Annotated in this window: 25 protein-coding genes; 19 read left to right on the forward strand and 6 right to left on the reverse strand. The window is 71.1% G+C overall.

The window, feature by feature from the left end; all coding sequences use genetic code 11:
* The first annotated feature begins 89 nt into the window (after positions 1-89).
* The 5 genes from ACFWBY_RS36260 (at position 90) to ACFWBY_RS36280 (ending at position 6,043) form a co-directional block, all read left to right on the forward strand.
* Positions 90-590: an SgcJ/EcaC family oxidoreductase gene (locus ACFWBY_RS36260; protein ID WP_385342520.1), complete on the forward strand. Its 501-nt coding sequence runs from the start codon at positions 90-92 to the stop codon at positions 588-590.
* A 79-nt stretch (positions 591-669) separates the two neighbouring features.
* Positions 670-1,188, forward strand: a complete 519-nt coding sequence (locus ACFWBY_RS36265; protein ID WP_385342518.1) for a MarR family winged helix-turn-helix transcriptional regulator — start codon at positions 670-672, stop codon at positions 1,186-1,188.
* Positions 1,189-1,285: 97 nt separating this feature from the next.
* The gene (locus ACFWBY_RS36270) at positions 1,286-1,864 is read left to right on the forward strand and encodes a DUF4865 family protein (RefSeq protein ID WP_385342516.1); all 579 of its coding nucleotides are present in this window, start codon (positions 1,286-1,288) and stop codon (positions 1,862-1,864) included.
* Positions 1,865-1,905: 41 nt separating this feature from the next.
* Entirely contained in the window at positions 1,906-4,137 is a 2,232-nt protein-coding gene (locus tag ACFWBY_RS36275; protein WP_385342514.1) for an MMPL family transporter, read from the forward strand.
* A 412-nt stretch (positions 4,138-4,549) separates the two neighbouring features.
* Positions 4,550-6,043, forward strand: a complete 1,494-nt coding sequence (locus ACFWBY_RS36280) for a peptide MFS transporter (protein ID WP_385342512.1) — start codon at positions 4,550-4,552, stop codon at positions 6,041-6,043.
* Between the two features lie 17 nt (positions 6,044-6,060).
* Here the strand turns inward: ACFWBY_RS36280 and ACFWBY_RS36285 are convergent, their stop codons facing one another.
* Positions 6,061-7,032: a helix-turn-helix transcriptional regulator gene (locus tag ACFWBY_RS36285; RefSeq protein WP_385342510.1), complete on the reverse strand. Its 972-nt coding sequence runs from the start codon at positions 7,030-7,032 to the stop codon at positions 6,061-6,063.
* A gap of 63 nt (positions 7,033-7,095) precedes the next feature.
* Here ACFWBY_RS36285 and ACFWBY_RS36290 point away from each other — a divergent pair, with 63 nt between their 5' ends.
* Positions 7,096-8,229 (forward strand): epoxide hydrolase family protein, encoded by a 1,134-nt coding sequence (locus ACFWBY_RS36290; RefSeq protein WP_385342508.1) that lies wholly within the window; start codon positions 7,096-7,098, stop codon positions 8,227-8,229.
* A 50-nt stretch (positions 8,230-8,279) separates the two neighbouring features.
* Here ACFWBY_RS36290 and ACFWBY_RS36295 read toward each other — a convergent pair whose 3' ends face one another.
* The gene (locus ACFWBY_RS36295) at positions 8,280-9,017 is read right to left on the reverse strand and encodes a helix-turn-helix domain-containing protein (protein ID WP_385342506.1); all 738 of its coding nucleotides are present in this window, start codon (positions 9,015-9,017) and stop codon (positions 8,280-8,282) included.
* A 223-nt stretch (positions 9,018-9,240) separates the two neighbouring features.
* Between ACFWBY_RS36295 and ACFWBY_RS36300 the strand changes: the two genes are divergently transcribed.
* Together ACFWBY_RS36300 and ACFWBY_RS36305 are read left to right on the forward strand one after the other, a co-directional pair.
* Complete coding sequence (locus ACFWBY_RS36300) at positions 9,241-9,906, forward strand: DUF4097 family beta strand repeat-containing protein (protein WP_385342504.1); 666 nt, start codon at positions 9,241-9,243, stop codon at positions 9,904-9,906.
* Between the two features lie 72 nt (positions 9,907-9,978).
* Positions 9,979-12,261: a DPP IV N-terminal domain-containing protein gene (locus tag ACFWBY_RS36305; protein ID WP_385342502.1), complete on the forward strand. Its 2,283-nt coding sequence runs from the start codon at positions 9,979-9,981 to the stop codon at positions 12,259-12,261.
* Between the two features lie 101 nt (positions 12,262-12,362).
* Here the strand turns inward: ACFWBY_RS36305 and ACFWBY_RS36310 are convergent, their stop codons facing one another.
* On the reverse strand, positions 12,363-13,532 hold the full coding sequence (locus ACFWBY_RS36310; protein ID WP_385342500.1) for an alpha/beta fold hydrolase: 1,170 nt from the start codon (positions 13,530-13,532) through the stop codon (positions 12,363-12,365).
* Positions 13,533-13,864: 332 nt separating this feature from the next.
* Here ACFWBY_RS36310 and ACFWBY_RS36315 point away from each other — a divergent pair, with 332 nt between their 5' ends.
* The 8 genes from ACFWBY_RS36315 to ACFWBY_RS36350 all read left to right on the forward strand — a co-directional run bounded on the left by ACFWBY_RS36315 (position 13,865) and on the right by ACFWBY_RS36350 (position 20,867).
* Positions 13,865-14,008, forward strand: coding sequence for a hypothetical protein (locus ACFWBY_RS36315; RefSeq protein ID WP_159046065.1), 144 nt, complete (start codon positions 13,865-13,867; stop codon positions 14,006-14,008).
* Between the two features lie 79 nt (positions 14,009-14,087).
* On the forward strand, positions 14,088-14,822 hold the full coding sequence (locus tag ACFWBY_RS36320; protein WP_385342497.1) for a hypothetical protein: 735 nt from the start codon (positions 14,088-14,090) through the stop codon (positions 14,820-14,822).
* A 48-nt stretch (positions 14,823-14,870) separates the two neighbouring features.
* Positions 14,871-15,638 (forward strand): hypothetical protein, encoded by a 768-nt coding sequence (locus ACFWBY_RS36325; protein WP_385342495.1) that lies wholly within the window; start codon positions 14,871-14,873, stop codon positions 15,636-15,638.
* A 50-nt stretch (positions 15,639-15,688) separates the two neighbouring features.
* The gene (locus ACFWBY_RS36330; protein ID WP_385342494.1) at positions 15,689-17,056 is read left to right on the forward strand and encodes an MFS transporter; all 1,368 of its coding nucleotides are present in this window, start codon (positions 15,689-15,691) and stop codon (positions 17,054-17,056) included.
* Positions 17,053-18,192, forward strand: coding sequence for an insulinase family protein (locus ACFWBY_RS36335; protein ID WP_385342492.1), 1,140 nt, complete (start codon positions 17,053-17,055; stop codon positions 18,190-18,192). The genes ACFWBY_RS36330 and ACFWBY_RS36335 overlap by 4 nt, the downstream gene beginning before the upstream one ends.
* Positions 18,189-19,310 (forward strand): hypothetical protein, encoded by a 1,122-nt coding sequence (locus tag ACFWBY_RS36340; protein ID WP_385342490.1) that lies wholly within the window; start codon positions 18,189-18,191, stop codon positions 19,308-19,310. The genes ACFWBY_RS36335 and ACFWBY_RS36340 overlap by 4 nt, the downstream gene beginning before the upstream one ends.
* A 138-nt stretch (positions 19,311-19,448) precedes the next feature.
* Positions 19,449-19,616 carry a hypothetical protein gene (locus tag ACFWBY_RS36345; RefSeq protein WP_385342488.1) on the forward strand — a complete coding sequence of 56 codons (168 nt, stop codon included), beginning with the start codon at positions 19,449-19,451 and terminating at the stop codon, positions 19,614-19,616.
* Between the two features lie 54 nt (positions 19,617-19,670).
* Positions 19,671-20,867, forward strand: coding sequence for a JmjC domain-containing protein (locus tag ACFWBY_RS36350; RefSeq protein ID WP_385342486.1), 1,197 nt, complete (start codon positions 19,671-19,673; stop codon positions 20,865-20,867).
* A 31-nt stretch (positions 20,868-20,898) separates the two neighbouring features.
* Here the strand turns inward: ACFWBY_RS36350 and ACFWBY_RS36355 are convergent, their stop codons facing one another.
* Entirely contained in the window at positions 20,899-21,282 is a 384-nt protein-coding gene (locus ACFWBY_RS36355; RefSeq protein ID WP_385342484.1) for a hypothetical protein, read from the reverse strand.
* Positions 21,283-21,440: 158 nt separating this feature from the next.
* Positions 21,441-22,460 (reverse strand): LuxR C-terminal-related transcriptional regulator, encoded by a 1,020-nt coding sequence (locus tag ACFWBY_RS36360; RefSeq protein ID WP_385342482.1) that lies wholly within the window; start codon positions 22,458-22,460, stop codon positions 21,441-21,443.
* Positions 22,461-22,607: 147 nt separating this feature from the next.
* Here ACFWBY_RS36360 and ACFWBY_RS36365 point away from each other — a divergent pair, with 147 nt between their 5' ends.
* The 3 genes from ACFWBY_RS36365 (at position 22,608) to ACFWBY_RS36375 (ending at position 24,005) form a co-directional block, all read left to right on the forward strand.
* Positions 22,608-22,796, forward strand: coding sequence for a hypothetical protein (locus ACFWBY_RS36365; RefSeq protein WP_385342480.1), 189 nt, complete (start codon positions 22,608-22,610; stop codon positions 22,794-22,796).
* Positions 22,797-22,846: 50 nt separating this feature from the next.
* Positions 22,847-23,080, forward strand: a complete 234-nt coding sequence (locus ACFWBY_RS36370) for a response regulator transcription factor (RefSeq protein WP_385342478.1) — start codon at positions 22,847-22,849, stop codon at positions 23,078-23,080.
* Between the two features lie 82 nt (positions 23,081-23,162).
* Positions 23,163-24,005, forward strand: coding sequence for a hypothetical protein (locus ACFWBY_RS36375; protein WP_385342477.1), 843 nt, complete (start codon positions 23,163-23,165; stop codon positions 24,003-24,005).
* Positions 24,006-24,330: 325 nt separating this feature from the next.
* Here the strand turns inward: ACFWBY_RS36375 and ACFWBY_RS36380 are convergent, their stop codons facing one another.
* On the reverse strand, positions 24,331-24,753 hold the full coding sequence (locus ACFWBY_RS36380) for a hypothetical protein (protein ID WP_385342475.1): 423 nt from the start codon (positions 24,751-24,753) through the stop codon (positions 24,331-24,333).
* Positions 24,754-25,874 lie beyond the last annotated feature (1,121 nt).

The raw sequence follows: 25,874 nt of genomic DNA on the forward strand, positions 1-25,874 counted from the left end.
CTGGCGGGGTTGACAGACGTCACTACACCTCTCTAAATTAGAGATACACGGAAAGCGAGAAGCACGAAAATAGAGCAAAGGAGACCGTCATGCAGACCACCGCCACCCGCCCCGCCGTCCTCGAAGAGGTCCGCTCCCTGCTGGACGAGCTGTCCGACCACTGGAACCGCGCCGACGCCGCCGGATACGCCCGGCTCTTCACCCGGGACGCCGCGTACGTCCAGTTCAACGGGGTCGTGCTGGACGGCCGCGAGGAGATCGCGGACATGCACGACCTGATGTTCCGCACGATGCTGTACGGCACCCGCCTGCTGTGCGACGAGATCGAGAGCGTCCGCGTGATCGACGAGCACACCGCGGTAGTCGTCTCCACCGGAGCGGCGCTCTTCCCCTGGCAGCGCGAGGTCACCGCCAAGCGGCTCTCGAGGCAGACACTGGTCCTGGTGCGCGAAGGTGGCCGCTGGATGATCGCGTCCTTCCAGAACGGCCGGGTGAAGCCGTTCCCGACTTCCGGACCGCTGTTCGAGGTGGCTTCCAGGGCCGTCCGCTTCCGGGTCGACCGGGCCCTGCGCTCCCGGCAGGCCCGCTGACCGGCCGGGACCGGACGCACACATGCGGATCCTCGCCAGTACTCTGGCCGCACCGGACCGGCAGAGAGGCAGCTCGAGGATGCAACCGCACGGTGAAGAGGACCGCTCCTTCGGCACCCTGATGTCGCTCGCGACCGCACTGCGGGTGCAGGCCGCGCGTACCGTCCTCTTCCAGTCCGCGGTCGCCCAGTCGGTGGGCCTGAACGCCACCGACTTCAACTGCCTGAGCCTGCTCGACCTGGAAGGCCCGATGAGCCCCGGCCGGCTCGCCGAGCGCGTCGGACTCAGCCGGGGAGGAGCTATCACCGCGGTGATAGACCACCTCCAGAAGGCCGGATTCGTACAGCGCCGCCCCGACCCCGAGGACCGCAGACGGGTCATCGTCGAAGCCGTCCCCGAGGCCTTCGCCGAGCGGGTCGAGACGGTCTTCGCCGAATACCGCGCCGCCCTCGGCAAACTGCTCTCGGGACTCACCGAGGAACAGCAGCAGCTGCTCCTGGAGATCACCACCAAGGGCAACGAGATCTTCCACACCGAGACCCTGCGGCTGCTCTCCCGCGAACCGGTGAAGGCCGCGAAGGTCCCCGCCGGCTCCTGACCCCACCGCCATCCGGCCGCACCACCGCCGCTCGAGCGCGGCGCGTCACACTCCGGTCACCGGCAGCCTTGTCCGCCGGCCAGAGCAACCGGATGAGGTGACCCCGACCGTGCTGAGCGCCCACTACTCCATCACGCTGCCGGCCGACTACGACATGACCGGCATCGTCCGGCGCGTGGCCGACCGCTCGGCCCCCTGGGACCGGCGGCCCGGGCTCCTGATGAAGGCCTTCTGCGTCTCGCACGCCGCCGACGCGGGCCACAACAGCTACGCCCCCTTCTACATATGGGCCGATCCGGCCGAGTTCGGATCGTTCCTCACCGGCGCCGAATACGCGGGACTGTGCGCGGCTTTCGGCCCGGTGCCCGTCCACACGGGAACCGTGCTCCAACAGCACCTCGGCACCGGGGAGACCTCGTACCTCCTCTCCGAGAGCGAGGCGCTCGGTCCCCTGACCGATCTACGAGAAGCCGCGCGGGCCGAGGAGGCCCGCCACCGGACCGTCCTCGAAGACCCGGCCGTCCACTCGCACATCACCGAACTCGATCCGGCCACCATGACGGTGACCCGGCGCACCCTCCTCCACGAGGGACACGGCGCCCCGCAGCCCAAGGACGGCGTCCGCGTGCTGCGCGTGCTGCACCTGTCCCGCCCACCGCAGAACACGACCAGCTGAGTCCAGGCACATCCGCCCGGTGCTCGAGCCAGGCTCCAGCCATGCTCGACGCCGCTGTGGAGATCTGGGCGAGTTGCCTAGACAAGGAGTGCATGGTGACCACCACCCCGGTCAGGGGCGTCGGCAGCCCCGCCACGCCGCCGCCCCCCCGCAAGACCCTTCTGGAACGCACATCGGGCTTCAGCCAGCGCCACCGCTGGACCGCCCTCATCCTGTGGACCGTCATCCTGTTCGGCGTCTGGGGCGGCGCTTCGGCCGTCGGAGACTCCTACAAGGACGACTTCTCACTGCCCGGAACGGAAACCCAGCAGACGCTGGAGGTCCTCGGGAAGCACGGCTCCGCCCAGGCCGGCGACAGCGTGGAGATCGTGCTGCGCGACGAGGCCGGACTCGACGGCACCGACACCAAGCAGCGGGTGACCGCGATGCTGGACGAGGTCGCCAAGCTCCCCACGGTCGCCCAGGTCCAGAGCCCCTACACGGAGACCTCGGCCGTCTCCAGGGACGGCACGATCGGCTACGCCACCGTCGTCCTCAAGGGCAAGAGCGAGGACATGGAGAAGGCCGACACCCAGAAGATCCTCGACACCGCGAGGACGGCCCAGTCGGACCAGCTCCAGGTCGAGCTGGGCGGTGACGCCGCCCGCAAGATCGCCGAGCAGGAGAGCGGAGCCGCCGAAGGCACCGGCATGCTCGCCGCCCTGGTGATCCTCGCGATCATGTTCGGCACGATCATCGCCGCCGGACTGCCCATCATCACGGCCGTGTTCGCCGTGGGCAGCACCCTCGGCGGGATCGTGATCGTCTCGCACGTCTTCACCATCGCCAGCTACACGCCGTACATCCTGATCCTCGTCGGTCTGGGCGTCGGCATCGACTACGCACTGCTGATCTTCGCCCGCTACCGGGCCGAACTGGTCAAGGGGGCCAGTCCCGAGGAAGCTTCGGCCAAGGCCCTCGACATCGCCGGGCGCACGGTCTTCTTCGCCGGCTGCACGGTCATCGTCGCTCTGCTCGGCCTGGTGGCACTGGGCCTCGGCTCGCTGCAGGGCACCGCGGTCGCCCTCGCGCTGACCGTGCTCGTCACCATGCTGGCCTCGCTCACCCTGCTGCCCTCCCTGCTGGCGATCTTCGGCAAGCGGTTCGCCCGCCAGTTCACCGCCAAGGCGCAAAAGCGCGTCGCCAAGGGCAAGTCCGCCGAGGGCGGGGCCGCCTGGCGCCGCTGGGCGAGCGGTGTGCAGCGCCGCCCGCTGGCCGGCCTGCTGCTCGCCGTGGTCGCCCTCGGCGCGCTGGCCGCACCGGCCCTCGACATGCGCCTCGGCTTCGCCGACGCCGGCAACGACCCCGCCTCGTCCACCAGCCGCCGGGCGTACGACCTGCTCGCCGACGGCTTCGGCCCCGGCTTCAACGGCTCGCTCGTCGTGGTCGCCGAAGGCGACAGCCAGGCCGGCGAGGCACTGTCGGCCAAGCTCAACTCCACCCCCGGCGTCGCCGCGGCGACGCCCGCCTTCCCCTCGAACGACCAGCAGGCGTTCACCGTCATCGTCTTCCCGACCTCCGCACCGCAGGACGCCAAGACCTCCGACCTCGTCCACGAGCTCAGGGACAACGTCCTGCCCGCACTCGCCGAGCAGCACAAGGCGACGTACCTCGTCGGCGGCGCCACCTCGGCCGTCGTGGACTACTCCGACACCGTCGCCAAGCGCATGCCGGTGTTCATCGCGATCGTCGTCGGCCTGTCGCTGGTGCTCCTGGTGATCGTCTTCCGCTCGATCCTCATCCCGATCAAGGCCGCCCTGCTGAACCTGCTGAGCATCGGCTCCGCGCTCGGCGCGATGACCCTGGTCTTCCAGAAGGGCATGTTCGGCGTCGAACCGGGGCCGATCGAGGCCTTCCTCCCGATCATGATCTTCGCGATCGTCTTCGGCCTCTCCATGGACTACGAGATCTTCCTGGTCTCCAGGGTCCGCGAGGAGTGGGACCGTACGAAGGAGCCCGGCACGGCCATCCGCGAGGGCCTCGCCCACACCGGATCGGTCATCGTCGCCGCCGGCGCGATCATGATCTCGGTCTTCGGCGCCTTCATGCTGGGCGGCGACCGGATGCTCCAGCAGTTCGGCTTCGGCATGGCCGTCGCGGTCTTCGTCGACGCCATCGTCATCCGCCTCCTGATCGTCCCGGCCGCCATGCAGCTGATGGGCCGCAAGGCCTGGTGGATCCCGGCAGGCCTGGACCGGATGCTGCCCAAGCTCAACATCGAGAAGCACGGCTGACCAGGCGTCACCTCGCGCGAGCGGCCCGGGACGGACACCGTCCCGGGCCGCGGTGCGTCCGCCCGCCCGCCACCGTGCCCGGCAGGTCCGGCACTGCTGTAGTCCATCGCGAGCAGCGGGCGCTTTCCTGACGGTGTGCGGGACGAACCACCAGGGCGGCCCCACCGACGGCGAGCATCCCCCCGCCCCGTCGTCGCCGGGCCGCCCTGGATCCCGCCTTCCTCACCGCGGCGCCCGGCATCCCCCTGCCCGGGCGCCGCAGCTCTTCCCGCCTCCGCCGGCCGTGCGCGAGCCGTCTTCGAGCCGCTCTCCGTTCGCCCTGCGGCGGTTCTCCGGTCGTCCCCGAAGGGTCGCCGCGACCCTCTCCCCCTCTGCCCCGAATGCCCGTACGCACGACAGGAGCCGAAGACGGATGGCCGCCCCGACCCAGCCCCGCCTCGCACCGCACCCTCCCGAGCAGTCCGCCGCCGGACTGCTCGGCCAGCCCCGCTGGTTCGTCACCCTGTGGGGCACGGACATGTGGGAGCGCTTCAGCTTCTACGGGATGTCGGCCATCCTCGTCCTCTACGCGACCGAGCCGGCCTCCGACGGCGGCCTCGGCATGTCCAACGACGACGCGGCCCTGCTCTTCGGCCTCTACATGGCCTCGGTGTTCATCGCCTCCGTACCCGGCGGCTGGATCGGGGACCGCGTCCTCGGCTCGTACCGCGCGGTCCTCTACGGCGGTGTCACCATCGGCCTCGGGCACCTGTGCATGGCCGTACCCCTCACCGGCTTCTTCTACCCGGGACTGCTGCTGATCGCGGCGGGCACCGGCCTGCTCAAGCCCAACATGGCGAGCCTGCTGAGCTCGTTCTACGACCGCCAGGACCGCGCGGGCCGCGACGCCGGATTCGCCGTCTTCTACATGAGCGTCCAGGTCAGCGCCCTGATCGCTCCGCTCGTCGTGGGCGCGGTCGGCGAAGGCGTGAACTGGCACCTGGGCTTCGCACTGGCCGCCCTGGGCATGGGCGCGGGCCTCGTCCAGTACGTGCGCGGCGGCCGCCACTTCCAGGGCGTCGGCGGGGCACCCGAGCGCGCCGCCACCCCGCTCCAGCGCGGCCGCGTCCTGCGCGTCTCGCTCGCGGCGGCCGCCCTGGTGCTCGCGGGGTACGGAACGGACGCCCTGCTGGGCTCGTTCGAGATCGGCCACGTCATGGCCCTCATCGGCCTGCTCTGCGTGGTCTCGCCCGTGATCTGCTTCTGGCGGCTGATCCGCAACCCCCTGCTGAGCGCGGCGGAGCGGATCCGGGTCAAGACCTACATATGGCTCTTCCTGGCCTCCGCGGTCTTCTGGGCGCTGTTCCTCCAGGGCGGCTCGGTCTTCACCCTGTTCGCCAAGGAGTCCACCGACCGGGAGATGTTCGGGACCACGGTCCCCGCCAGCTGGTTCCACGCGGCCATCCCGATGTTCGTCCTCCTCACCGCGCCCTTGTTCGCCTGGCTGTGGAAGCGTTCCGGCGACCGCATCCCCACCGCCGTGAAGTACGCCATCGGAATGGGGTCGACCGCCTCGGCATACCTGGTTATGGCGCTCGCCGCGCTCGCCGCCTCCGGCGGGGAACGCGTCTCACCGCTCTGGCTCGTCACGTCGTTCCTCCTGCTCGCCGCGGGCGAGGTCGCCTTCGCCCCCGTCGGCATGAGCGCCACCACGGCCGTCGCCCCCGCCACCTTCACCAGTCAGATGGTTTCCCTGTTCTGGCTGTCCGGCGCCCTCGGCGGCGGCGTGGGCGGCAACGCCCTCAAGGTCTCCGGCCACCAGGTCCCGGGCCCCGGCTACTTCCTCGCCCTCGGCCTCGCCGCCCTGGTGGTGGCCGCCTCCCTGCTCCTCGCCCGCCGCCCCCTGACCCGCCTCCTCGGCGTCTGACCGGCCCGCGCCTCCGCTCAGCCGGCGGGCGGAGGCGTGGAGCGGGCGTAGCGGTTCGCCAGCCGGCGCAGGTGGTCGACCAGTTCGGGCGGCTCGGTGACCTCGAAGTCGAAGTCGAGCAAGCCCAGGTGCACGGCGACGGTCTGCACGGTGTCGCCGCCGGTGACCAGCACACAGGTATCGGCGTCGAGCGCCTCGACCGTGCCGACCGCGGGGTTGATCCGCTCGATCACCGCCGCCGCCGGCGCGCGCACGGTCACCCGCGCGTGGTGGCGCCAGGCCGCCCCCGAGACCCGCTGGGAGACGTACGCCGCGAGGTCGCCGCCGGGCGGCTCGCGCGGGGGGAAGCGCGGTCCGGCCGGGGTGCGGGGCCGGATCCGGTCGATCCGGAAGGTCCGCCAGTCCTCGCGCTCCACGTCCCACGCCACCAGGTACCAGCGCCGCCCCCAGTTCACCGCCCGGTACGGCTCCACGGTGCGGCGGGTGGGCGAGCCCGCGTGGTCCAGGTAGTCGAAGCGCAGCCGCTCCCGGTCGCGGCAGGCGGAGACCAGGGTGGTCAGCACGTCCGCGGACACGGTCGGGACCGGCTTGTCCGCCGGCACCGCAACGGTGTAGGCGGCCAGCGCCCGCACCCGCCGGCGCAACCGCGAGGGCAGCACCTGCTCCAGTTTGCCCAGCGCCCGCAGCGAGGTCTCCTCGGTGCCGGGGACGGCGCCCTGCGCGGCCGTACGCAAGGCGACCGTCACCGCGACGGCCTCCTCGTCGTCGAGGAGCAGCGGGGGCATCGCGGCGCCCGCGCCGAGCCGGTAGCCGCCGGTGGTTCCGCGCGTGGCGTCCACGGGATAGCCGAGCTCGCGCAGCCGGTCGATGTCGTTGCGCACGGTGCGGCCGCTCACCCCCAGACGTTCGGCCAGTTCGGACCCCGGCCAGGCCCTCGGGGTCTGCAACAGCGAGAGCAGGCGCAGCAACCGCGCGGAAGTGTCCGTCACAAGACTCAGCCTGCTCTGTCATTAGGAAGAAAACGTGCCTATATCGAGACTACCGTCATACCCATGGAGAACAGCAGCAAGACCGACGCCCGGATCCGCCCCTTCCGCATCGACGTCCCGCAGGTCGAGCTCGACGACCTGCGCGAGCGCCTGGCCCGCACCCGCTGGGGCCGCGAGGTCCCGGGCGCCGGCTGGAGCCGGGGCGTGCCCACCGACTACCTCAAGTCCCTCGCCGCGTACTGGGCCGACGGCTACGACTGGCGCGCAGCGGAGGCCGAGCTCAACGAGTTCCCGCAGTTCACGACGGACATCGACAACCAGAACGTCCACTTCCTCCACGTCCGTTCGCAGAACCCGGCCGCCCTCCCGCTGCTCCTGCTGCACGACTGGCCCTGCTCGTTCGTGCAGTTCGTCGACGTCATCCGGCCGCTGGCGGAGGACTTCCACGTCATCGTGACCTCCACGCCCGGCACCGGGTTCTCCGGCCCGCTCGGCGAGGCCGGCTGGAACACCGGCCGCATCGCAGGCGCGTTCGTCGAGCTGATGGACCGTCTCGGCTACGCGTCCTACGGAGTCCAGGGAACGGGCGGCGGCGCCTGGATCGCCGCCGAGATGGGGCGTCAGGCCCCGGACCGGGTCACCGGCGTCCACGTCAACGGCCTGGTCACCTTCCCCTCCGGGGACCCCGCCGAACTCGACGGGCTCACCGCCTCCGAGCAGGAGCGCCTCGCCCGGCTCGAGGACTTCCAGCAGGACAAGATGGGCTTCGCCGCCATCCAGTCCACCCGCCCGCAGACCCTCGCCCACGGCCTGCACGACTCGCCCGTCGGCCAGCTCGCCTGGATCGCCGAGAAGTTCAAGGAGTGGACGGACCCCGCCGCCGAGCTCCCCGAGGACGCCGTGGGCCGCGACCGCCTGCTGACCAACATCAGCGTCTACTGGTTCACCGGGACGGCCGGCTCATCGGCGAACCTCTACTACGAGTCGGGCCACGACCCGAGCGCCTGGGCCCCCAAGCCGCGCGGCACCGTTCCGACCGGCGTGGCGGTGGCCCTCCCCACCGACATCGCCGTCCGCCGCTTCGCCGAGCGCGACCACCACATCACCCGCTGGACCGAACTGGAGCACGGCGGCAACTTCCTGTCCCTGGAACAGCCGCAGGCCTTCGTCGCCGAAGTCCGCGCCTTCTTCGCCTGAGCCACCCCGGGGCCGCCCTCGGGCGGCCCCGAACCGGCCTCACACCTCCCTCACACCCCGCCGCCGCCCGAGGGCGGGCCGGCCTTCGTGTGGAGGACGTCGCGGGCCTGCTCGGCGGCGCGGGTGATGCTCTCGCTGACGAAGTCGAGGAAGCGCGCGATGTTCTCCAGGCGCGTGGCGGCAGGGGTGTCGGGGACGAGGACGTCGACGCCCTGCCGTGCGATCTCGACGAGGTGGGCGGCGGCGCGGGCGCTGGCCATCATGGACTGGTACCAGACGTCGTCATCGACGACGTAGCGCTCGCGGCGGCGTTCGTCGCGTTCCCGGCGGATGAAGGCCTGGCTCTCGAGGAACGTGATCGCCTTGGAGACGGACGCCGGGCTGACCTGCAGGTGCTGGACGAGTTCCGACGCGGTGAGGCTGCCCGCGTCGGTGAGGGTGAGGCAGGCCATCACCCGGGCCATCATCTTGGGCATGCCCGAGGCCATGAGGACGGTGGTGAACGTCTCCTCGTACGCGCGCACTGCCTCCGCGTCGCGTCCGTGGTCCTGCGGGGGCGCCTCGGTTCCCCGGGACGGGGCCTGCCTGCGCCGGTGGGTGCGGCGTTCGGTGGCGCGGTGGGCCAGGTCGGCGCGGTAGGCGGTGGGGCCGCCGTTGCGCATCACCTCGCGCGTGACCGTCGAGGTGGGGCGGTCGAGGCGCCTGGCGATCTCCGCGTAGGCGAGGCCGTCGGCCACTCCCAGCGCGATCTGCTGGCGTTCCTGCTGGGTGAGCCTGCCTCCCGGCATCGCGATCTCCTTCGTTCTCCCGCTGTGCCTCCAGCATAGCGTTCACCTTCAGTTCATTGCAACGAACGAGCAGTCGTCGTTGCGTTAGCTTTGAAGGCCGTTGCAACGATTTACTACCTCTGACCTGCGTAAATAGAGATCCGACGCAACGATTCTGTTGAGGCATCCATGAATGCAACGTAGCTTTTCCTTCATCGGAAACAACGAGCCGAAGGAAAGCACAATGCAGAAGTTCGACACCACCGCCCCCATCTCCGCCGTCCTCGACATCCCCGCCGGACGCATCCGCTTCATCGCCGCCGACCGGTCCGACACCACGGTCGAGGTCCTGCCCGCGGACGCCTCGAAGAGCCGCGACACGAAAGCGGCGGAGCAGACCACGGTCGAATACGGCGACGGAGTCCTGCGGATCGGGGTCCCGGCGAAGAACCAGCTCCTCGGACCCACCGGATCCGTCGAGGTGACCATCCAGCTGCCCGCCGGCTCCCGCGTCGAGGCGAAGACCGCCGGCGCCGAACTCCGGGGCGTCGGCCGGCTCGGCCACGTCGCCTTCGAGGGCGCGCAGGGCTCGGTCAAGCTCGACGAGACCGCGGGCGCCCGCCTCACCGTCCTCGCCGGCGACGTCTCGGTCCGCCGCCTGGGCGGCCCCGCGGAGATCAGCACGCAGAAGGGCGACATCCACATCACCGAGGCCGCGCACGGCACGGTCGCCCTGCGCACCGAGGCCGGCGAGATCTCGATCGGCGCCGCCCGCGGAGTCTGCGCCTCCCTCGACGCCGGCACCTCCTACGGCCGGATCCACAACGCCCTGAGGAACACCGACGGCGCCGCCACCCTGACCATCCACGCGACCACCGCCTACGGCGACATCACCGCGCGCAGCCTCTGACCGCGGCCCACGCGGCCCCGCAGACCCCTGTCGGCTCCGCTGCCGACCGACCAACGAGGAAGGAAAAGCACCATGAGCACCACCGAGGACTACCAGGCCGCGGAGCAGCTCCTGCGCCGACCCGCCCGCCCCGGCGAGCTCGTCACCGGCGACAAGGTCAGGCCGCAGTGGATCGGGACGGGCGACCGTTTCTGGTACGCGGTGAGCAACGGCGCCGGCAAGCGGTTCGTCCTGGTCGACCCGGCGGCGGGCACCCGCGAGCCGGCCTTCGACCACGACCGTCTCGCCGCCGCGCTGGCCACCGCCACCGGGCAGCAAGTCGACCCCGAGGCCCTGCCGTTCACGGCCATCGACCTGCACGAGAACGGCAACGCCGTGGAGTTCGCCGCGTTCGGCGCGTACTGGCGCTGCGGCCTGGCCGGCTACACCTGCGAGCCCGCCGAGTTCACGCTCCCGGGCAGCCCGCTGGACGTGCCGTCACCCGACCGGAAGCTGGCGGTCTCCCAGCGGGGCGACGATTTGTGGGCACGCTCGCTGTCCGACGGCCGCGAGTGGGCGCTGACCACCGACGGCGAGCCCGACCACCGTTACGGCTCCGGCCCGGACTGCACGAGCAACACCACCCTGCTGCGCAAGATCGGCCTGCCACACCTGCCGCCTGCGGTGGCCTGGTCACCCGACTCGACGAAGGTGCTGGCCCACCGGACCGACGAGCGGGGCGTCCGACGGACCCACCTCGTGGAGGCCAGGCCCGCCGACGGCGGCGCGCCCCTCCTGCGCACCCAGCGGTACGCCTACCCCGGGGACGAGACCATGCCGAGGGCCGAGCTCGTCGTCCTCGACGTCGCCGAGGGCACGGTGGTCCGCGCCCAGGCCGAGCCGCTGCTCATGCCCCAGTTGTCGCCGGTCACGGCCAAGTGGGCATGGTGGGCCCCGGACGGCTCGGCGGTCTACTACCTCAGCCGGCCCCGCGACCTGCGCACCCTCACCCTGCACCGGCTGGACCCCGCCACCGGCGAGGTCACCACGGTGCTCAGCGAGAGCGGCACCACCCGCGTGGAGCCCAACCAGTGGACGTACGAGCCGCCGATCGTGCGGGTGCTGGCCGACGAGGCGCTCTGGTACTCCCAGCGGGACGGCTGGGGCCACCTCTACCGGTACGACCTGCGCACCGGCGAGCTGCTCGGCCAGGTCACCTCCGGCCAGTGGGCGGTACGGCAGATCCTGCGCGTCGACGAGGCCGAGCGCGTGGTGTACTTCACCGCCTCCGGCCTGGTCGAGGAGGACCCGTACCGGCGCACCGTGTGCCGGGTGAACCTGGACGGCTCCGGCTTCGCCCGGGTCACCGACGACACCCAGGACCACGTCGTCACCCTCCCCGACCACCAGGAGTACTTCATCGACTCCGCGTCCACCGTCGACACCCCGCCGGTGACCCGCGTCCGTGACTGGACCGGGCGCGTGCTCGTCGAACTGGAGCGCGCCGACATCACCAAGCTCACCGCGACCGGCTGGACGCCGCCGGAACGGTTCCGCGTCAAGGCGGCCGACGGGGTGACGGACATCTACGGAGTGCTGTACCGGCCGCGGGGGTTCGACCCCGCCCGCCGCTACCCGGTGGTCGACAACGTCTACCCCGGCCCGCAGGTCACCCGGGTCGCCCCGTGCTTCGACCCCGGCGGGATGGGCCTCGACGCGGAACCCCTCGCGGCACTGGGCTTCGTGGTGATCGCACTGGACGGACGAGGCACTCCCGGCCGGAGCAAGTCCTTCCACGACGCCTCCTACGGCCACCTGGCCGACGCGGGCTGCCTGGCCGACCACGTCGCGGCGCTGCGCCGGCTCGCCGCGACCCGGCCGTGGATGGACCTCGACCGGGTGGGCGCCTTCGGCCACTCCGGAGGCGGGTTCGCCGCGGCCCGGGCGATGCTCGACCACCCCGACGTCTACAAGGCCGCGGTCGCGCTCTCCGGCTCGCACGACGCCCGCCACTTCAACCTGGGCTTCGTGGAGAGCTACGACGGCGCGGACGACCCCGAAGCCTGGGCCCGTACCTCCAGCGTGGACCTCGCGGACCGGTTGGCCGGCAAGCTGCTGCTCGTCCACGGCGAAATGGACGACCAGGTCCACCCGCACCACACGCTGCGGCTGGCCGACCGGCTCACCGCCGCCGACAAGGACTTCGAACTGCTCATCGTGCCCGGTGCCGAGCACACCTTCATCGACTGCCTGGCCCACGTCCGAAAGCGGTCCTGGGACTTCCTGGTGCGCGAGCTGATGGGCACGCGGCCCCCCGCCTACCGCCCCGCACCCATAACCATCGGCCCCGAACTGCTCGCCGAGCTCTTCTCCTGAGCACGGGACCACGGCCGTTCGGCACGGACGGCGGCGGGTGCCCGTGCCGCCCGCGTCCGGTCAGGGCGGACCACGACGGGCGCCCGGAACCCCGGACACCCTCAAGGGGCGGGTGCGTAGTCGCCGTCCTCGTCCATGACGAAACTGCCTTGGGTGTGTCCGTCGACGGCGCCGTGTTTGAGCCACTTGCGGGAGAGGTGGTGCACATGCGCGGAGGCCCGCTCCCAGGGAATCTGATGACCGGCGCAGGCGATCTTGAACATCAGCTTCCGGCTGCCCGGGATGGCTTTGTAGAGGTCGGGGACCGAAAGGAAGGGCACGGTTCCCGGCGCGCTGTTGACCGTCGTGTCGTGCGCGCCGTACGCGATGAGCACCGGCACCTCGTCGCCGAGGACATTGCCCACCTTGGCGCCCGCGTTGTTCCAGCCCCACCAGAAGGGGTTGCGGAAGCGCAGCACACCCTGCGCCATCCCGGACACCGGCTTGCCCCAGGTGCGGCCCAGGGGGTCGTTGTCCATGAACGCGTCCCACACCGTCTGGACCATGCCCGCTTCGCGCTGCTGCGGGCAGCCCAGCTCGCTGTTCCAGCCCTTCTCGAAGCCCTCCCTGTTGACGAGGTTCACCGGGAAGCCCCAGGTCCCGGCCGGAGTGGAGACGGGCAGCGGGCCCGGCGGGTCCCAGTCGGTGCCGGGCAGCGGGCCCGGGCCGTTCGGGGGGAAGACCGGCGCCAGCAGGAACAGGCTGAGCACGTTCTCCGGGTGCTGGATGGTGTACGGGCCGTACACCTGGGCGGCGGCGGACCAGCCGGCCAGGGCGACCTTCGCCACGTCGTGCCGCTTCTTGATGAATTCGACGACCGTGTGGACCTCCGACCAGTCGCTCCTGGAGTCCCCGAGCTGGCTCGCGTACACCGGCGGGCAGGTCGCCGTCAGGGGATGTCCCTCGAGCAGCAGCGGCTGGTGCTTGGGATTGACGTTGCAGGGCTGGTCCATCACCGCGGGCCGCTGTGACCGGCCGACGCCTTGGAGGTCCATCGCGAAGACGTCGAAGCCGGCCTTGGCCAGGAACAACATCCAGTTGTACTTGCCGGTGCCCAGGTCGACACCGGGCAGGACCGGGACACTGCGGCCGTGCAGCAGGAGCACGGCCGTGCGCTTGCCGTTCTGCTTCGTGCCGTCCCGCTCCCGCACGGCGAGTTGGACGGTCTGGCCCTGAGTGGCGGGGAGCTGAGAGGTGTGGGGGACCGTGTGGTCCGTGGTGATGACGGCCATCGGAGGCGGTCCGTTCGCTCGGCTTGCCCGGCGGACGCCCGGCCGTCCGCCAGTGTCCGCGCCGCGGCCCGAGCGCACAGCGCGGACGGGGCCGGTGCGGGTCGCAACCGCCCCATCGGGTGTCCGCGAACAGCCCGATCGGCCGGGCGGACGGGACCCTCGCGCACCCCCCGCACCGGCCGCCAGGGGTAACGCCTTCCGGGGACCAGGAAAGGGGTAACGAAATGAAGTGACTATCCCGGAATCCCCCCATGCGAGAACCTATTTCTCGTGAGCGGCGGACGGAAAGAAAACAACCGGACGCCGGAAACCGAAAAGAATGGGGATACACCATGAGCAACATCTCTGACAACGAGCTCGTCCGCGTCGACACCATCGTCGAGGACCTGCGCGCCCTCGACGCCACCGAGACCGGCCAGGAGGCGCTGTCGATGACCCAGGCGCTCGCCAGCCCGGGTGAGCACGGCGAGTTCTGATCCATTCAGCCTCGTGCCGGGGTCAGCGTCTCGCTGACCCCGGCACGGCCGTCTCACCACCCGGGAGGGGTTGTACGTCATGGGGCTGAGCAGCGTGGAGCACCCGTTGCTCGCGCGGTACGCAGAAGTCCGTTCCGAAGTGTCCGCCAAATACGGACCTGATTCCCAGGCCGTTGTCTTCCTCCTCTACGAGGAATTGCTGTCCTTGCGGGCGGTCCTCGTCAAGAACCGTTCCGATGCGGACGTCGCACGACGGGTCCGCGAACTGGGCGAGGAGATCCAGCGGCGATATGACATCGGTGGAATGGTGGACAGGGGCCGCCACCATCGGCTGATCCACGACCGTCCGGTACTCATCGAGTACGACCGGGCGGTTTTCGACCGTCTGTACGGCAATTTGCGGGAGACCTGTGCGATCCGGCCGGTGCACGTCACGAGCGCCGCGGTGGCGTTCGGGCACCTCCAGGCGGGTCCCACCCACATCTACGTGGTGGACGACGCCTACCGCCTGCTGGTGTGGCCCGAGCCGTTCACACTCGCCGAGATGGTCTTCGGCCGGACCCCCGACCGCCGCGTGGACGGCATGCGGGTCGTGCACCCGATGCTGGTCCCCGAGCGCCTGAGGGTACGGGCGGCCGGCGAGCTCTCCGTCCTGGGCGGGCCGGAGGACTGCATGGTCATCGCCAACATGAAATCGGGCCACTTCAGGCCCCCGCCCCCGTGCGCGGACGTCCTGCGCGACGTGCTGCGCGGTGTCCTCCCCCTCACCGACGAGGACATCGACATCTTCACGGTTCCCCAACCGCGGCCGTGACCTCCGGCCGCCCACGCCTTCACACCTCACATCCTTGGAGAAGCGCTCATGCCCGACACGCTTGCGGCGACGGGAGAAGCCCGGGCCCCCCTCACCAGCCCGGGCCGGACGGCCTCCGTCGGGGTGGAGCACGAATGCAAGTGGGACCTCACCCGCGCCGAGTACGACGCGATCCAGGACCCCGGCCGGTTCTTCGAGGGAAGCGTCCTCACCACGGCGCTGGAAGCCCTGCGGCCACCGCTGACCTTCGTCTCCTCCACCATCTATCTGGACGACGCGAACCGCTCGCTGATCCGTGCCGGCCACACCCTCGGAGTGGTCGTCAACGTCGGCAGCGCGTCGGGCGTGTGCTGGATGACCCTCAAGCAGGCGGTGCGCCGGCACGCGTGGCGCGACGGGCTGGAACTGGCCGAACGCCTGACTCCTGCCGAGGTGTCCGGGGCGCTCAACGACCCGCGGCGGCTCCCGGTCGGGCACGTGCGCGACTCCCGGCTGGCCGAAGGGCCGCTCGCTCCGGTCGCCGTCGCCAGCCAGCGGCGGGTCAAGTGCCTGGGCCGTGACCGGTTCGGCACCGAGGTCGCCTACAGCCTGGACCTGGTCACCTTCCGCGCCCCGGCCGACGGCTGCCCGCCCCTCGGGACCTACGCGTGCGTGGAGGTGGAGGTCAACTCGTCCGCCCCCCGCGCGCTGCGGCTGCTGGAAGAGCTCGCCGACGGGATGGACGTGTGGCTGGGCCGGGCGCGCACCGACCGCACCAAAGCCCAGCACGCCCTGGCGGCACTCGAAGCCGGCCGTGCCCCCGGGCGTGCGGCGTGACGGGCAAGCGGCCGTCGGGAGGAGAAGGAGAACGCACACCGCTGGGATCGGTGTTCTGGACGCTGTGGGCCGGACGGAGCCTGTCGACCGCGGGCGGGTACCTGCAGTTCCTCGCGCTGCCCCTGTGGGTGCAGCAGACGACGGGGTCCTCACTGGCCGGTGTGCTGGCCTTCGTCGTGTTCCACCTGCCCAAGGTGGTGGTGTCACCCTTCGCGGGACTGATCGCCGACCGGTTCGACCGGCGTGCGGTGGCCATCGCCACGGACCTGGCATCGGCCCTGGTCACGGTCGCCATGGCCGTCGCCGCCGCCGGCCGGCACGTGACGGCCGTCGTGGTGCTGCTCGGCGTGCTCCAGGTCCTCGCGGCGGTCCGGGTACCGGCCCTGTCGAGCATCCTGCCGGACACCATCCCCGCGGGCCGTCTCATGGCGGCCAACTCCCTTCTGGACGCCGCCACGGGAGCCGCGATGACGCTCGGCCCCCTGCTGGGCGCGGCCCTGCTGAGCGGCTGGGGCATCGAGTGGGTGCTGCTGCTCAACGGACTGACGTTCGCCGTGGCGGCCCTGTGCCTCCTCCCGCTGCCCTCGTCGCCGGCGTCCGACCGCGCGGCGCAGTCCGGCCCGGCGGCGATGGCCGCCGGTCTGCGGGCCGTGTGGGGCGACCGGGTCGTGCGGTACGCCGTCGCCGCGGAATGCGCGATGTACCTCTGCGTGGGAGCGGCCACCGAGGAACTGGCCATCTGGCTCGGCCAGGTCCAGGCGGAAACCGCCGAACGGATGATCGGTGCGTTCGGAGTCGGCTGCGGCCTGGGATGGCTCGGGGTCACCATCGTCCTGGGCAGGGCACAGGAGTCCGTCGCCCCGACCCGGATGATGGGGTGGAGCGCCTTCGCGGCCGCCCCGGTCGGCGCGGCCGCCGTCCTCCTCCTCGACGGAGCGACGGGCGTCGTCCTGTCCGCGGTGGCCGGACTGCTCATCAGCGTGCACCAGTTCCTCTACGGGATCGGCCCGGTGATGCTGTGCCAGCAGCGGGCCGCGCCCAGCCGGCGCGGCCGGGTGCTGGCGCTCCGCCGGACCGCGACGACGCTGAGCCAGCTCCTCTCGCTGGGCGCCGGGGCGCTCCTCGCCGGCCGCTTCGACCTGGGATCCGTCATCGTGGTGTCCGGCTTCCTCGCCACGGCCGCGACCGTGCCACTGGTCCGACGGGCCAGACGCGCAGAGCAAGCAGAGGAAGCAGAGCAAGCAGAGCAAGCAGAGCAAGCAGAGCAAGCAGAGCAAGCGGGAACGGCCACCGCGCCGCCCGACCCGCCCGCCGCCCCCACTCCGAAGGCGTCCGCCTCGAACGCTTCCATCCCGAAGGCGGCTTCCACCCCGAAGGCTTCCGCCCCGCAGGCCCCCGCCCCGGTGGGTACGCGATGACCGCCCGCCCTCCGGGCCACGGCCTCATCGTCGACCTACCGCGCGGACACGACGACGACGCCCCCCACCTGCGCGGCCTGGCAGCCCTGGCCGCCCGCGTGCTGGCCGACCCCGCCCGCCCCGGAGCCGCCCGTCTCGCGGCGGAACGCGGCTGGCGGACGCGGCACCAACTCGACGCGGACCGCTCCGCCTTCGCCTTCTGGTCCGCGGACGACGACGTCGCCGACGCCGCCACGGCGCTCACCGCCCATGCGGGCCGCTGGTCCGCACAGGACGCGGACCGCCTCGACCGCGCCAAGGCCGCCCAGAGCGCCCTCGCCGACCAACGCGCCGCCCAGATCCTGACACGCCTCAACCAGGCCTCCCACCAGGCAGCCTGGGGATGGGCGCCCCCTTCGCCGCTCGGCGACCGCGAGACCATCGGCAACCTGACGCCGGACGTGGTCCGCGACGAACTGGCCCGACTGACCCGCGGCGCCCGCACCCACACCGCCACCCGCCGGACCCCGGACGGCACCCGCCCCCCGCAGCCCGGCGAACAGCGCTCCGCACCCGACGACCGGACCTGGCAGGGAGGTCTCGCACACGCGCCGACCACGGCGGAATCCGCCCGCCTGTCCGTGCGCCTTCCCTGCGAGTCCTCCCGCCCCGGCGCCCTTGAGGTGCTGGTGGAGGTGCTCGGCTCCGGCCCTGAAGGACGCCTGCACCGGTCCCTGCGCACCGAGCGCGCCCTCGCCTACGGGTTCTCCGCCGGACACTGGTCCCAGGACAGCACCAATAGCGTCGCCGCCACCGCCTTCGTCCGCGCCTGCGACGCGGCGGCCACCTCCCGGATCCTGCTGCGCGCCGTACGGGACCTGCTCGAAGACCCGCTGGTCCCGGAGGAAGAGTTCGAAGCGGCCCGGCACCGCTGCCTGGCCCGCCTCCTCGCCTCCCTGGACGACCCCTTCGCCGAAGCCGACGAGGCACGACGAGCGGCCCGGGGCCAACGACCGGTCGCCGACCTGGTCCGGCACGTGACCGAACTCCCCTCCCTGGAAGGCCTCCGCGCGGCTCCCGGCCGCCCGGCCGTGGCCGTCGTCGGACCGGAGCCCTGCCGCCCCGCCGTGGAAGAAGCCCTCGGGAGGTACCTGTGAACGACACCAGCACCCCGGAACACGAGATCCCCGCCACCGAGGTGCGGGTGGCCGGCCTGCGGCTGAGACTCGTCCCCATGCCCTGGGCCCGCTCGGTCGGCGGCTGCCTCGCCGTCGCCTGCGGATCCCGCGACGACCCGCCCGCCGCCGCGTCCACCGCACACCTGGCCGAACACGTACGGGCGCTGAGCGGCGCCGGACACGTACGCCGGAGCGTCCCCGTCTTCGCGCAGACGGACATCGCCCGCACCCTCTTCAGAGCCACCGCCGCACCCGGGGCCGCGGCAGACCTGGCGACCCGGCTCGTCGACGTTCTGGGCGACGCCTCGGTCGACGAACCGACCCTGGAGTCCGAGCGGACGGCCGTCGAACTGGAAACCGCGAGGATGGACTCCAGCGCCCTGCTGCGCGCCGGAGGCCTCTTCGCGGCGGCCGCCGCCGACGAACCCGGCATGGACGCCATCGCCCGCACCCGACGCGAGGACGTCAACCTGGTGACCCACCGACAGGTGGCCGCACTCACCGCCTGGGGCTACCGGCCCGACCGCAGCGTCCTGGCCGTCGCCGGACCCCCCGAGGCGCTGAGGACCGTGCCCGACGCGGTGGCGGAACACCTCGCCCGCCACACCCGCCCGCCCGCGGTCGCAGGACCGGACACGGCCGCCGCCCCGCGGCTGCGCCTACCGGCCCTCGACGGCCTGCTCGCGGTCACCCTCACGCGCCCCCGCCAGGCAGCGGACCTCCACGCCCTCGCCGTACTCGGCGACCAGGGCCCGCTGGTGGAAGCGGGCCTGCGCATCGGCGTACCACTGCTGGGCAGGACCACCGTCGAGAACGCGGAACAGGCCGTGGACGTCCTGTGCTGGAAGCCGGCCGACGACGGAACACGACTGACCGACCTCCTGCGCGCCGCCTGCGCCGCCCAGGAAGTCAGCGACACCGTACGGGCGCTGGCGGCCCGCCACGCCCGCCAGGACCACGCCTTCACCACCCACACCCCCATGGCACAGGCGATGCGCAGCGCCCTCGACGACCCCCGCGCGCCCCGGCGGATCACCGGCCGCCTCCGGCTGGCGGTGTGGCGCGTGACCGACGGAATCCCGGTCGCCGTCGGCTGAGCGCCGTCCCGGCGACACGGTCCTCGACTCCTGGTAACGCGTTGTCGGGGCTACCGGCCGCGACGTTCCCACAGGAGGCTGGACGTCAGTCCTCGACACACCACCTGTCCCTGCCCCAGCCCACGAAGGAGCCGACCGATGCACGAGACCACCGCGGCCGAACTGAAGCGGGTCGACTCGCTCGTCGAGACCCTGCGCGCCCTCGACGCCACCGAAGGGGGCCAGGAAGCACTCGCCATGGCCCAGGCGCTCACCAGCCCCATCGACCTCGACCCCGTCCCCGTCCCCGTCCCCGCCCTCGCCTGAGCCGGCCGGCCCGCCCGCGCCCTCACCCCATCCACCCACCCACCCCCGAAAGGCATGGCCATGGTTCTCCGGTTCGTCCAGGAGCTGGCGGACGCGCTGCACCACCCCCAGCAGCGGACCCTCGGCTCGCGGTTCACCCGGGCCCAACTGCCCGGCTGGAGCGAACGCCTCCTGACGCCCACCGGGCTGCTCGACCTGCTCACCTACCGGACGCTGTCACGGCCCGGCCAGGTCCTGTGCCTGCGCAAGGGCGTCTTCCTCCCGCCCCGGGACTACATGACCGCCCGCACCACACGCGGCGACGAGCACGAGATGGTCGACACCCACCGCCTCGGCCTCCTCCTCCAGGAGGGCTGCCAGATCGTCGTCGGAGGCCTCGAGAAGATCGACCCCCGCTTCGACGTGGCCTGCCGGGCCCTGCAATGGCTGACGGGAGCGAAGGTGTACGCCACGGCCTTCCTGGCCACCGGCGACACCGGCGGCTTCAACCTCCACGTCGACACCTCCGACTCGGTCATCCTCCAGCTCGCGGGAACCAAGAGCTGGGAGGTCCGCGGGGAGACGCTGAAGGACCCGCTGAACGAGGTCCGCCGCACCGCCGCCCCCAGCGAGGAAGTCCTGTGGCGAGGCTCCCTGGAGGCCGGTGACCTCATGTGCGTCCCGCGCGGCTACTGGCACACCGCCACCCGCAACGACCAGGACCCCGGCGGCTACTCCCTGCACGTCACCTTCGGGATCGTGGAACGCACCGGAATGGACTGGCTGCGCGCCCTCACGGAGCGGGCCTGCCACGTCGGACTCTTCCGCCAGGACATCTCCACGTCCACCGACCCGGACGACTTCGTCCGGGTGCTCACCGCGCTCGCCGAGCAGTACCCGCCGGCCGAGTTCGCGCGGTCCGGGGCGATGTTCCTCGACCGCGGCGGCCTCGGCCTGCGCGAGAACCAGCGGGTGACCACCCGGGGAGCGTTCGGCCCCGCGACGACGGTGGCCTGCCTGACCGAGTTCCCGCCCCGCGTCGAGGACCACGGCGAAACGGTCACGGTCACCGCCACCGGCCACACCCTCACCTTCCCAGCGCAGGCACGGCCGGCCCTGGATTCCCTGCTCTCGGGCCACCCCGTCGACGTCGCCGCCCTCACCGCGCTGACGGCCACCGACGTGCCCGCCTACGTGGGACAACTGCTCGACGCCGGCCTCTGCGTAGAGGTCACCCACGCCCTCGCCTCGGCCTACACCGCCCTTGTCTGAGCCGGCCGCCGACGGACGGGGGCGAAGCCGTTCACGGCCCGAGCGGCGCCTCAGCGGCGCCCGGCCCGGCCGCGATCAGCAGGCAGAACAGCCTGGCCGAGCCGGCCCGCTCGACCCGGGCCGTGTATCCGCGCGGTACGAACAGCGCCTCACCCGTACGCAACCGCAGACCCTCCGGAACGGCGACGGGTCGGCCGGGCGCGGTGATGCGCCAGCCGCTGCCTCCCGCCTGCTGCAACACGAGCAGGTCTTCGGGGCACGGCGACACCACGGACTCGGGGCGGCCGACGGTCACCTCACGGTCCAGCAGCAGCGCCAGCCCGGCAGCGAGGTCATCCGGGCCGCCGCACCAGCCGTCGAGGACGGCGTGATCGGGCCACAGGATGCCCGGCCCCTTACCGCTGTGGGTGCGCACGAAGACAGCGAGCTCCCTGAGCTGCCGGCCAGGCCGCATGTACGTCCCCCTCAGTCGCATGCTGCTCGCGACGCCCGCGAGGATGGCACAAGCCTCGCGTAGCAGCCCCGCGGGGGAAAGTCACAGCTTTGCGCTACTCCCCGTGCCCCGGGCGCGGCTCAGCCGTCGCCCAGCAAGCCGCTCCGGACCGCGGCGGCTCCGGCCTGGAAGCGGCTCTCCGCGCCCAACTGCTCAAGTATGTCGGCGATGTGACGGCGCGTCGTCCGCAGGGACATGCCCAGGCGCCGGGCGACCGACTCGTCCTTGAGCCCGGCCGCGAGCAGCTGCAGGATCGTGCGGTCGAGTTCGCTCGCCACCTTGGCGAAGCCCTCGTCGCTGGCGTTGGCGAAGGGCGTGGCGGTCTCCCACGTCTGCTCGAACAGGCCGCACAGGTAGGCGACGGTGTTGGGCTCGCGGATCACCACCGCACCCCAGGATCCGTCGGTGGTCGGCAGGAAGGCCGTCTCGCGGTCGAAGATGATGATCCGGCCGAACAGCTCGTGGCTCGTCCGGTACTGACCGCCCAGGGCGGAGGCCGCGGCCACGTACACCTGACTGGCGCCGTGGAACCGCGCCGTGTGGTGGTAGAGGGTCCGCAGCCTGACACCCCGTTCCAGGAGGGGCCGGTCGCGCGCGAGCGCGTCCTCCATGGGCTCCCGCACACGGGCTCCGCCGCCCGGCTGGCTCGACAACACCTCTTCCCGGCACTGCGCGGACATGCGGTTGAGCAGGATGCGGACCTCGTCCAGCGTGGAGATGACCTCCACGTCGCCGGCGTCGCGCGTGCCACGGTGGTGGTAGACGGGGGCGAAGCGCGCGGCCCGCACCTGGATCCCGGCGATCTGCAGCTGCCTCTCCCTGATCCCCGCCTCCAGAGAGGCGATACGGGCCCCCGTGGCGGCCTCGGGTGCTACCGGGCGCTCCTGGGAGTGATCGCCGGGCGCGCGCTGGATCAGTCCGGCCTCACGCAGACGCACCGCGGCCGCGTCCAGCTCGGACCGGCTCCTGCGCAGGTCCGCCGCCGCACTGGCGGTGTCGACGCTCTGGTGCTGAAGGGCCCAGTCGTACAGGGCCAGTTCAGCCTCCAGCGCGTCACTGTCCTCGCCGTTTTCGTCTGACTTCTGGCTAATAAAGTCCACTTTGACCCCCCGACTTCAAACTGCCATGCAACTTGGTGAGGTGCATGATCCGTTGTCGACACCCAGCAGAACGCGGCAGGCTCCCACCAGAAGCTGAATACCAGATGACCTGCAAAAACCGCATCCTTCACCCCCTCCGGAGTTCCCGTGAAGCGTCTTGTGCTGATCATGACGGCCGCTGTCCTGCTCGCGTTCCCTGCCGTCCCGCTCGTCTCCGCGACCGGATCCGAAGCCACCACGATCGCCGCGCTCCCCGGCGACACCACCGAGCAGCCGGAGCCCGACTGCGGGCTGCAGGAATGCCAGGAGACCACCGACACCTCCTGGGGCGGCTGACCGATCCGCGTACGTGACACCACCCGCAACCCGCACTCCAGGAGGACCGCATGAAGGACACCGCACCCACCCTGACCGGACGCGAGCGCCAAGTGCTCGTCCTCCTCAGCACAGGGGACACCGTCTCCTCCATCGCCCGCCAGCTCTGCCTGAGCCCCCACACGGTCGACACCTACCTCCGCCGCCTCCGCACCAAGACCAGGACCTCCAACCGCACCCAGCTGACGGTCTTCGCTATCCAGAACGGATACACGGGCGGATCCCCATTCCTATCCGCACCCTGAACTGAAGCACGAAGCATCGTCAGGCATGGAAAGGCATGTTTCGCTGATCATCGGGCCCCGCCCGCCGGTCTAGGCTCGGCTCGTGGAACAGCCCGAGCAGCGCGCCGAAGGCGCAGGACCGTTCACCACCCGGCTCACCTGGCACCGCCCCGGAGGGGAGACGGTGGTATGGGAGTCGCGGCTGGCGCGAAGGCGCGGGTCGATGGCGGTCCAGGGTCCGGAGGGCACCGTCACCACCTCCTCGACCGCCGACGCCAGGACCCTCGACCGACTGCGAAGGCTCAATGCCCTCGCCTCCGGTGCGTTCTTCATCGGTGGAGCACTCTTCGCCCTCGGCGCCGCCGTAGCCCAGTTCGGCTCGGGCGACGCGATGGAAAGCGCCTCGATCTACTTCGCAGGCGGCCTGTTCTTCAACGCCGGGGGTTACACCTCCCTCTTGCAGGTGCTGAACGCGCCTCGACACTCCCCAGACGAAGGTACATTCCGCGCGGCCGGCTGGAGGTGGTGGGGATACGAGCCGATGCGCCTGGACTGGTTGAGCACATTCGTACTGTTCGTAGGGACGCTCGTGTTCGGCGTCAATCTCCTCGACTCCTTCCTGCAGGGCCTCACGGCCGAGCAGACCAACCGGCTGATCTGGGCTCCCGACATGATCGGGTGCCTGTTGTTCCTGATTTCCGGGCATCTCGCCTTCGCCGAGATCTGCCATCGCCCCTGGCCCTGCCTCCGCTCACGCAGCCTCGGCTGGTGGATCGTCGCGGTAAACCAGTTCGGCTCAGCCCTCTTCATGGTCTCCGCCCTGGCCGCATTCACCCGACCCGCCACCGGAAGCCTGATCAACACCGACATCGCCAACTGGGGCACACTGCTGGGCGCCCTCTGCTTCTCGATCGGTGGCGCACTCCAAGCTTTCGAGCGCCCATAAAAAAAACCGCCCCCGCCCCCAAGGAAGTGCGCAGCGCCGCAAGTGCCATCTGCGCACGGGCCGCCCGCCACCTCGCCGTCAGGCAGCCGCACACGGACCGGCGGGAGCGTGCTGCAGGTGGGGTGCGGCCTGGCCGCGCGGTGCCGGACCTGCCATACCTCCGCATCCACCCAAATGTTCGATCATGGCAAGCGGGCGCATCGGCAGCCCCACGCAGGGACACCGTTTGGTACTACCAAGAGCATGCCGTCAGCTGGTGGGCGCGCGGATGGGCCAGGAGCCTGAAGAGCAGTGGCTTTCCGGCCCATCCGCGCGTCGTGCGCTCCTACCAGAAGCCGATGCAGGCGTAGGAGGTGCTGTAGAGCTTGTCGCCTACACACACGCGGGACTGGTAGTCGCCTCCGTCGTAGAACCAGCCGGTGACGTCGCTGGCCGTGTGGGTGGCAGAGACTTGCACAAAGGGTTCGCTCGGGCTTGTGCGGCGCTCCAGCCAGCCCTTGCACACCGTGCCGCGAGTGCTCGTACCGAGTACGAATGATCCTCTCGCGTACGGAGTCCCGCTGCCCTCTTCGTAGCCCATGTCGACCCAGCCCCGGCAACCGACGAACTCGCTATAGGTGCCTGCCGCCGTTCCGCTGTAGTAGATGGTGCCGGTCACGGTGGCAGAGGACGAACCCGTCCCGCAGACCGTCGCAGCGACCAACACACCCGCCGTGGCGAGCGTCCGGATCACGTTGGAACTCTTCATGGTCCCCGCTTCCTGCTAGAGACGTCCGCCGGTGGCACTCCTTGCCTGCCGGGGTGTCATGGTCAAGCCTTAGCAAGCCGAAGGCGGACTCCTGCCGCGAGGCAGGCGACCGGACTGATAAGCAGCACGGTTTGGCTGGCGGTGTCTCCTTGCGCGGATGGCATGTTCGACGAGGGTGACGAAGGCGGTCACTACAGGTCACCGAGTGCCCCGTTGTACGGCGGGGCGAGAGCGCCGCCTCGGCGAGTCGGACCGGAAGCGATCGAAACGCTTCTTTCCGAGGTCGACCCGGAAGACCTGGACTCGGATGATCCGGTGTGGACGATTGTCCGTGCGTTGAACAGGGTAGAGAAATCCGGCGTGTCCTGAATTCGCCTCGATCGTGCAATTCATAAAACTCGTAGCATTTCCTCGGAATTCCCGCGGCGGACAGGATCTAATGATCCGTCAGGTCTCGTTTGTGGGCCGGGGTCTGTAATCCCGACTGTGCGTCACCAGCTGTACAGCGGAGCGAGTCATCGCCGGACCCCATGCCCCTCCCTTGTAGCCAGCGGTCCGCGGAGCGGGCCCGGGGCCGGGAAGCGAAGCGACCGGGCCCCACACCCACGACAACCCAGTAATACCAAGAGGGAGCGAAGCGAGCCCGACCCCCAGCAGCGTCTGGAGCGAAGCGGAAGACTCCGCGGCCAATCCCGCGAAGCGGGCGCCGGCCCGCCCCGCGCGAAGCGCGGGGCCCTCACACTCCGTCACTAAGAGCGCGGAGGAGACCGCCCCGAAGCAGCAGCACTGGAGCGCGTAGCGCTCCCCTCTTCGCGAAGCGAAGAGCTTCCTTCCTCCGCGCGCAGCGCGGAGGTTGTCCCGTAGCGAAGCGAAGGACCCCGGCCCGAAGGGCGGGCACAGGAGCGCGGAGCGCTCCCCCCGAGCGAAGCGAGGGGGTTCTCTCCTCCGCGCGCAGCGCAGAGGAAGGTTGTCCGTAGCAAAGCGGAGGACAACTCCGCTTCAACTCAGATGTAGTCCGTAGCGAAGCGGAGGACCCCGGCCCGAAGGGCGGGCACAGGAGCGCGGAGCGCTCCCCCCCGAGCGAAGCGAGGGGGTTCTCTCCTCCGCGCGCAGCGCGGAGG

The sequence above is a fragment of the Streptomyces sp. NPDC060049 genome (assembly GCF_042736715.1).
Lineage (GTDB): Bacteria > Actinomycetota > Actinomycetes > Streptomycetales > Streptomycetaceae > Streptomyces.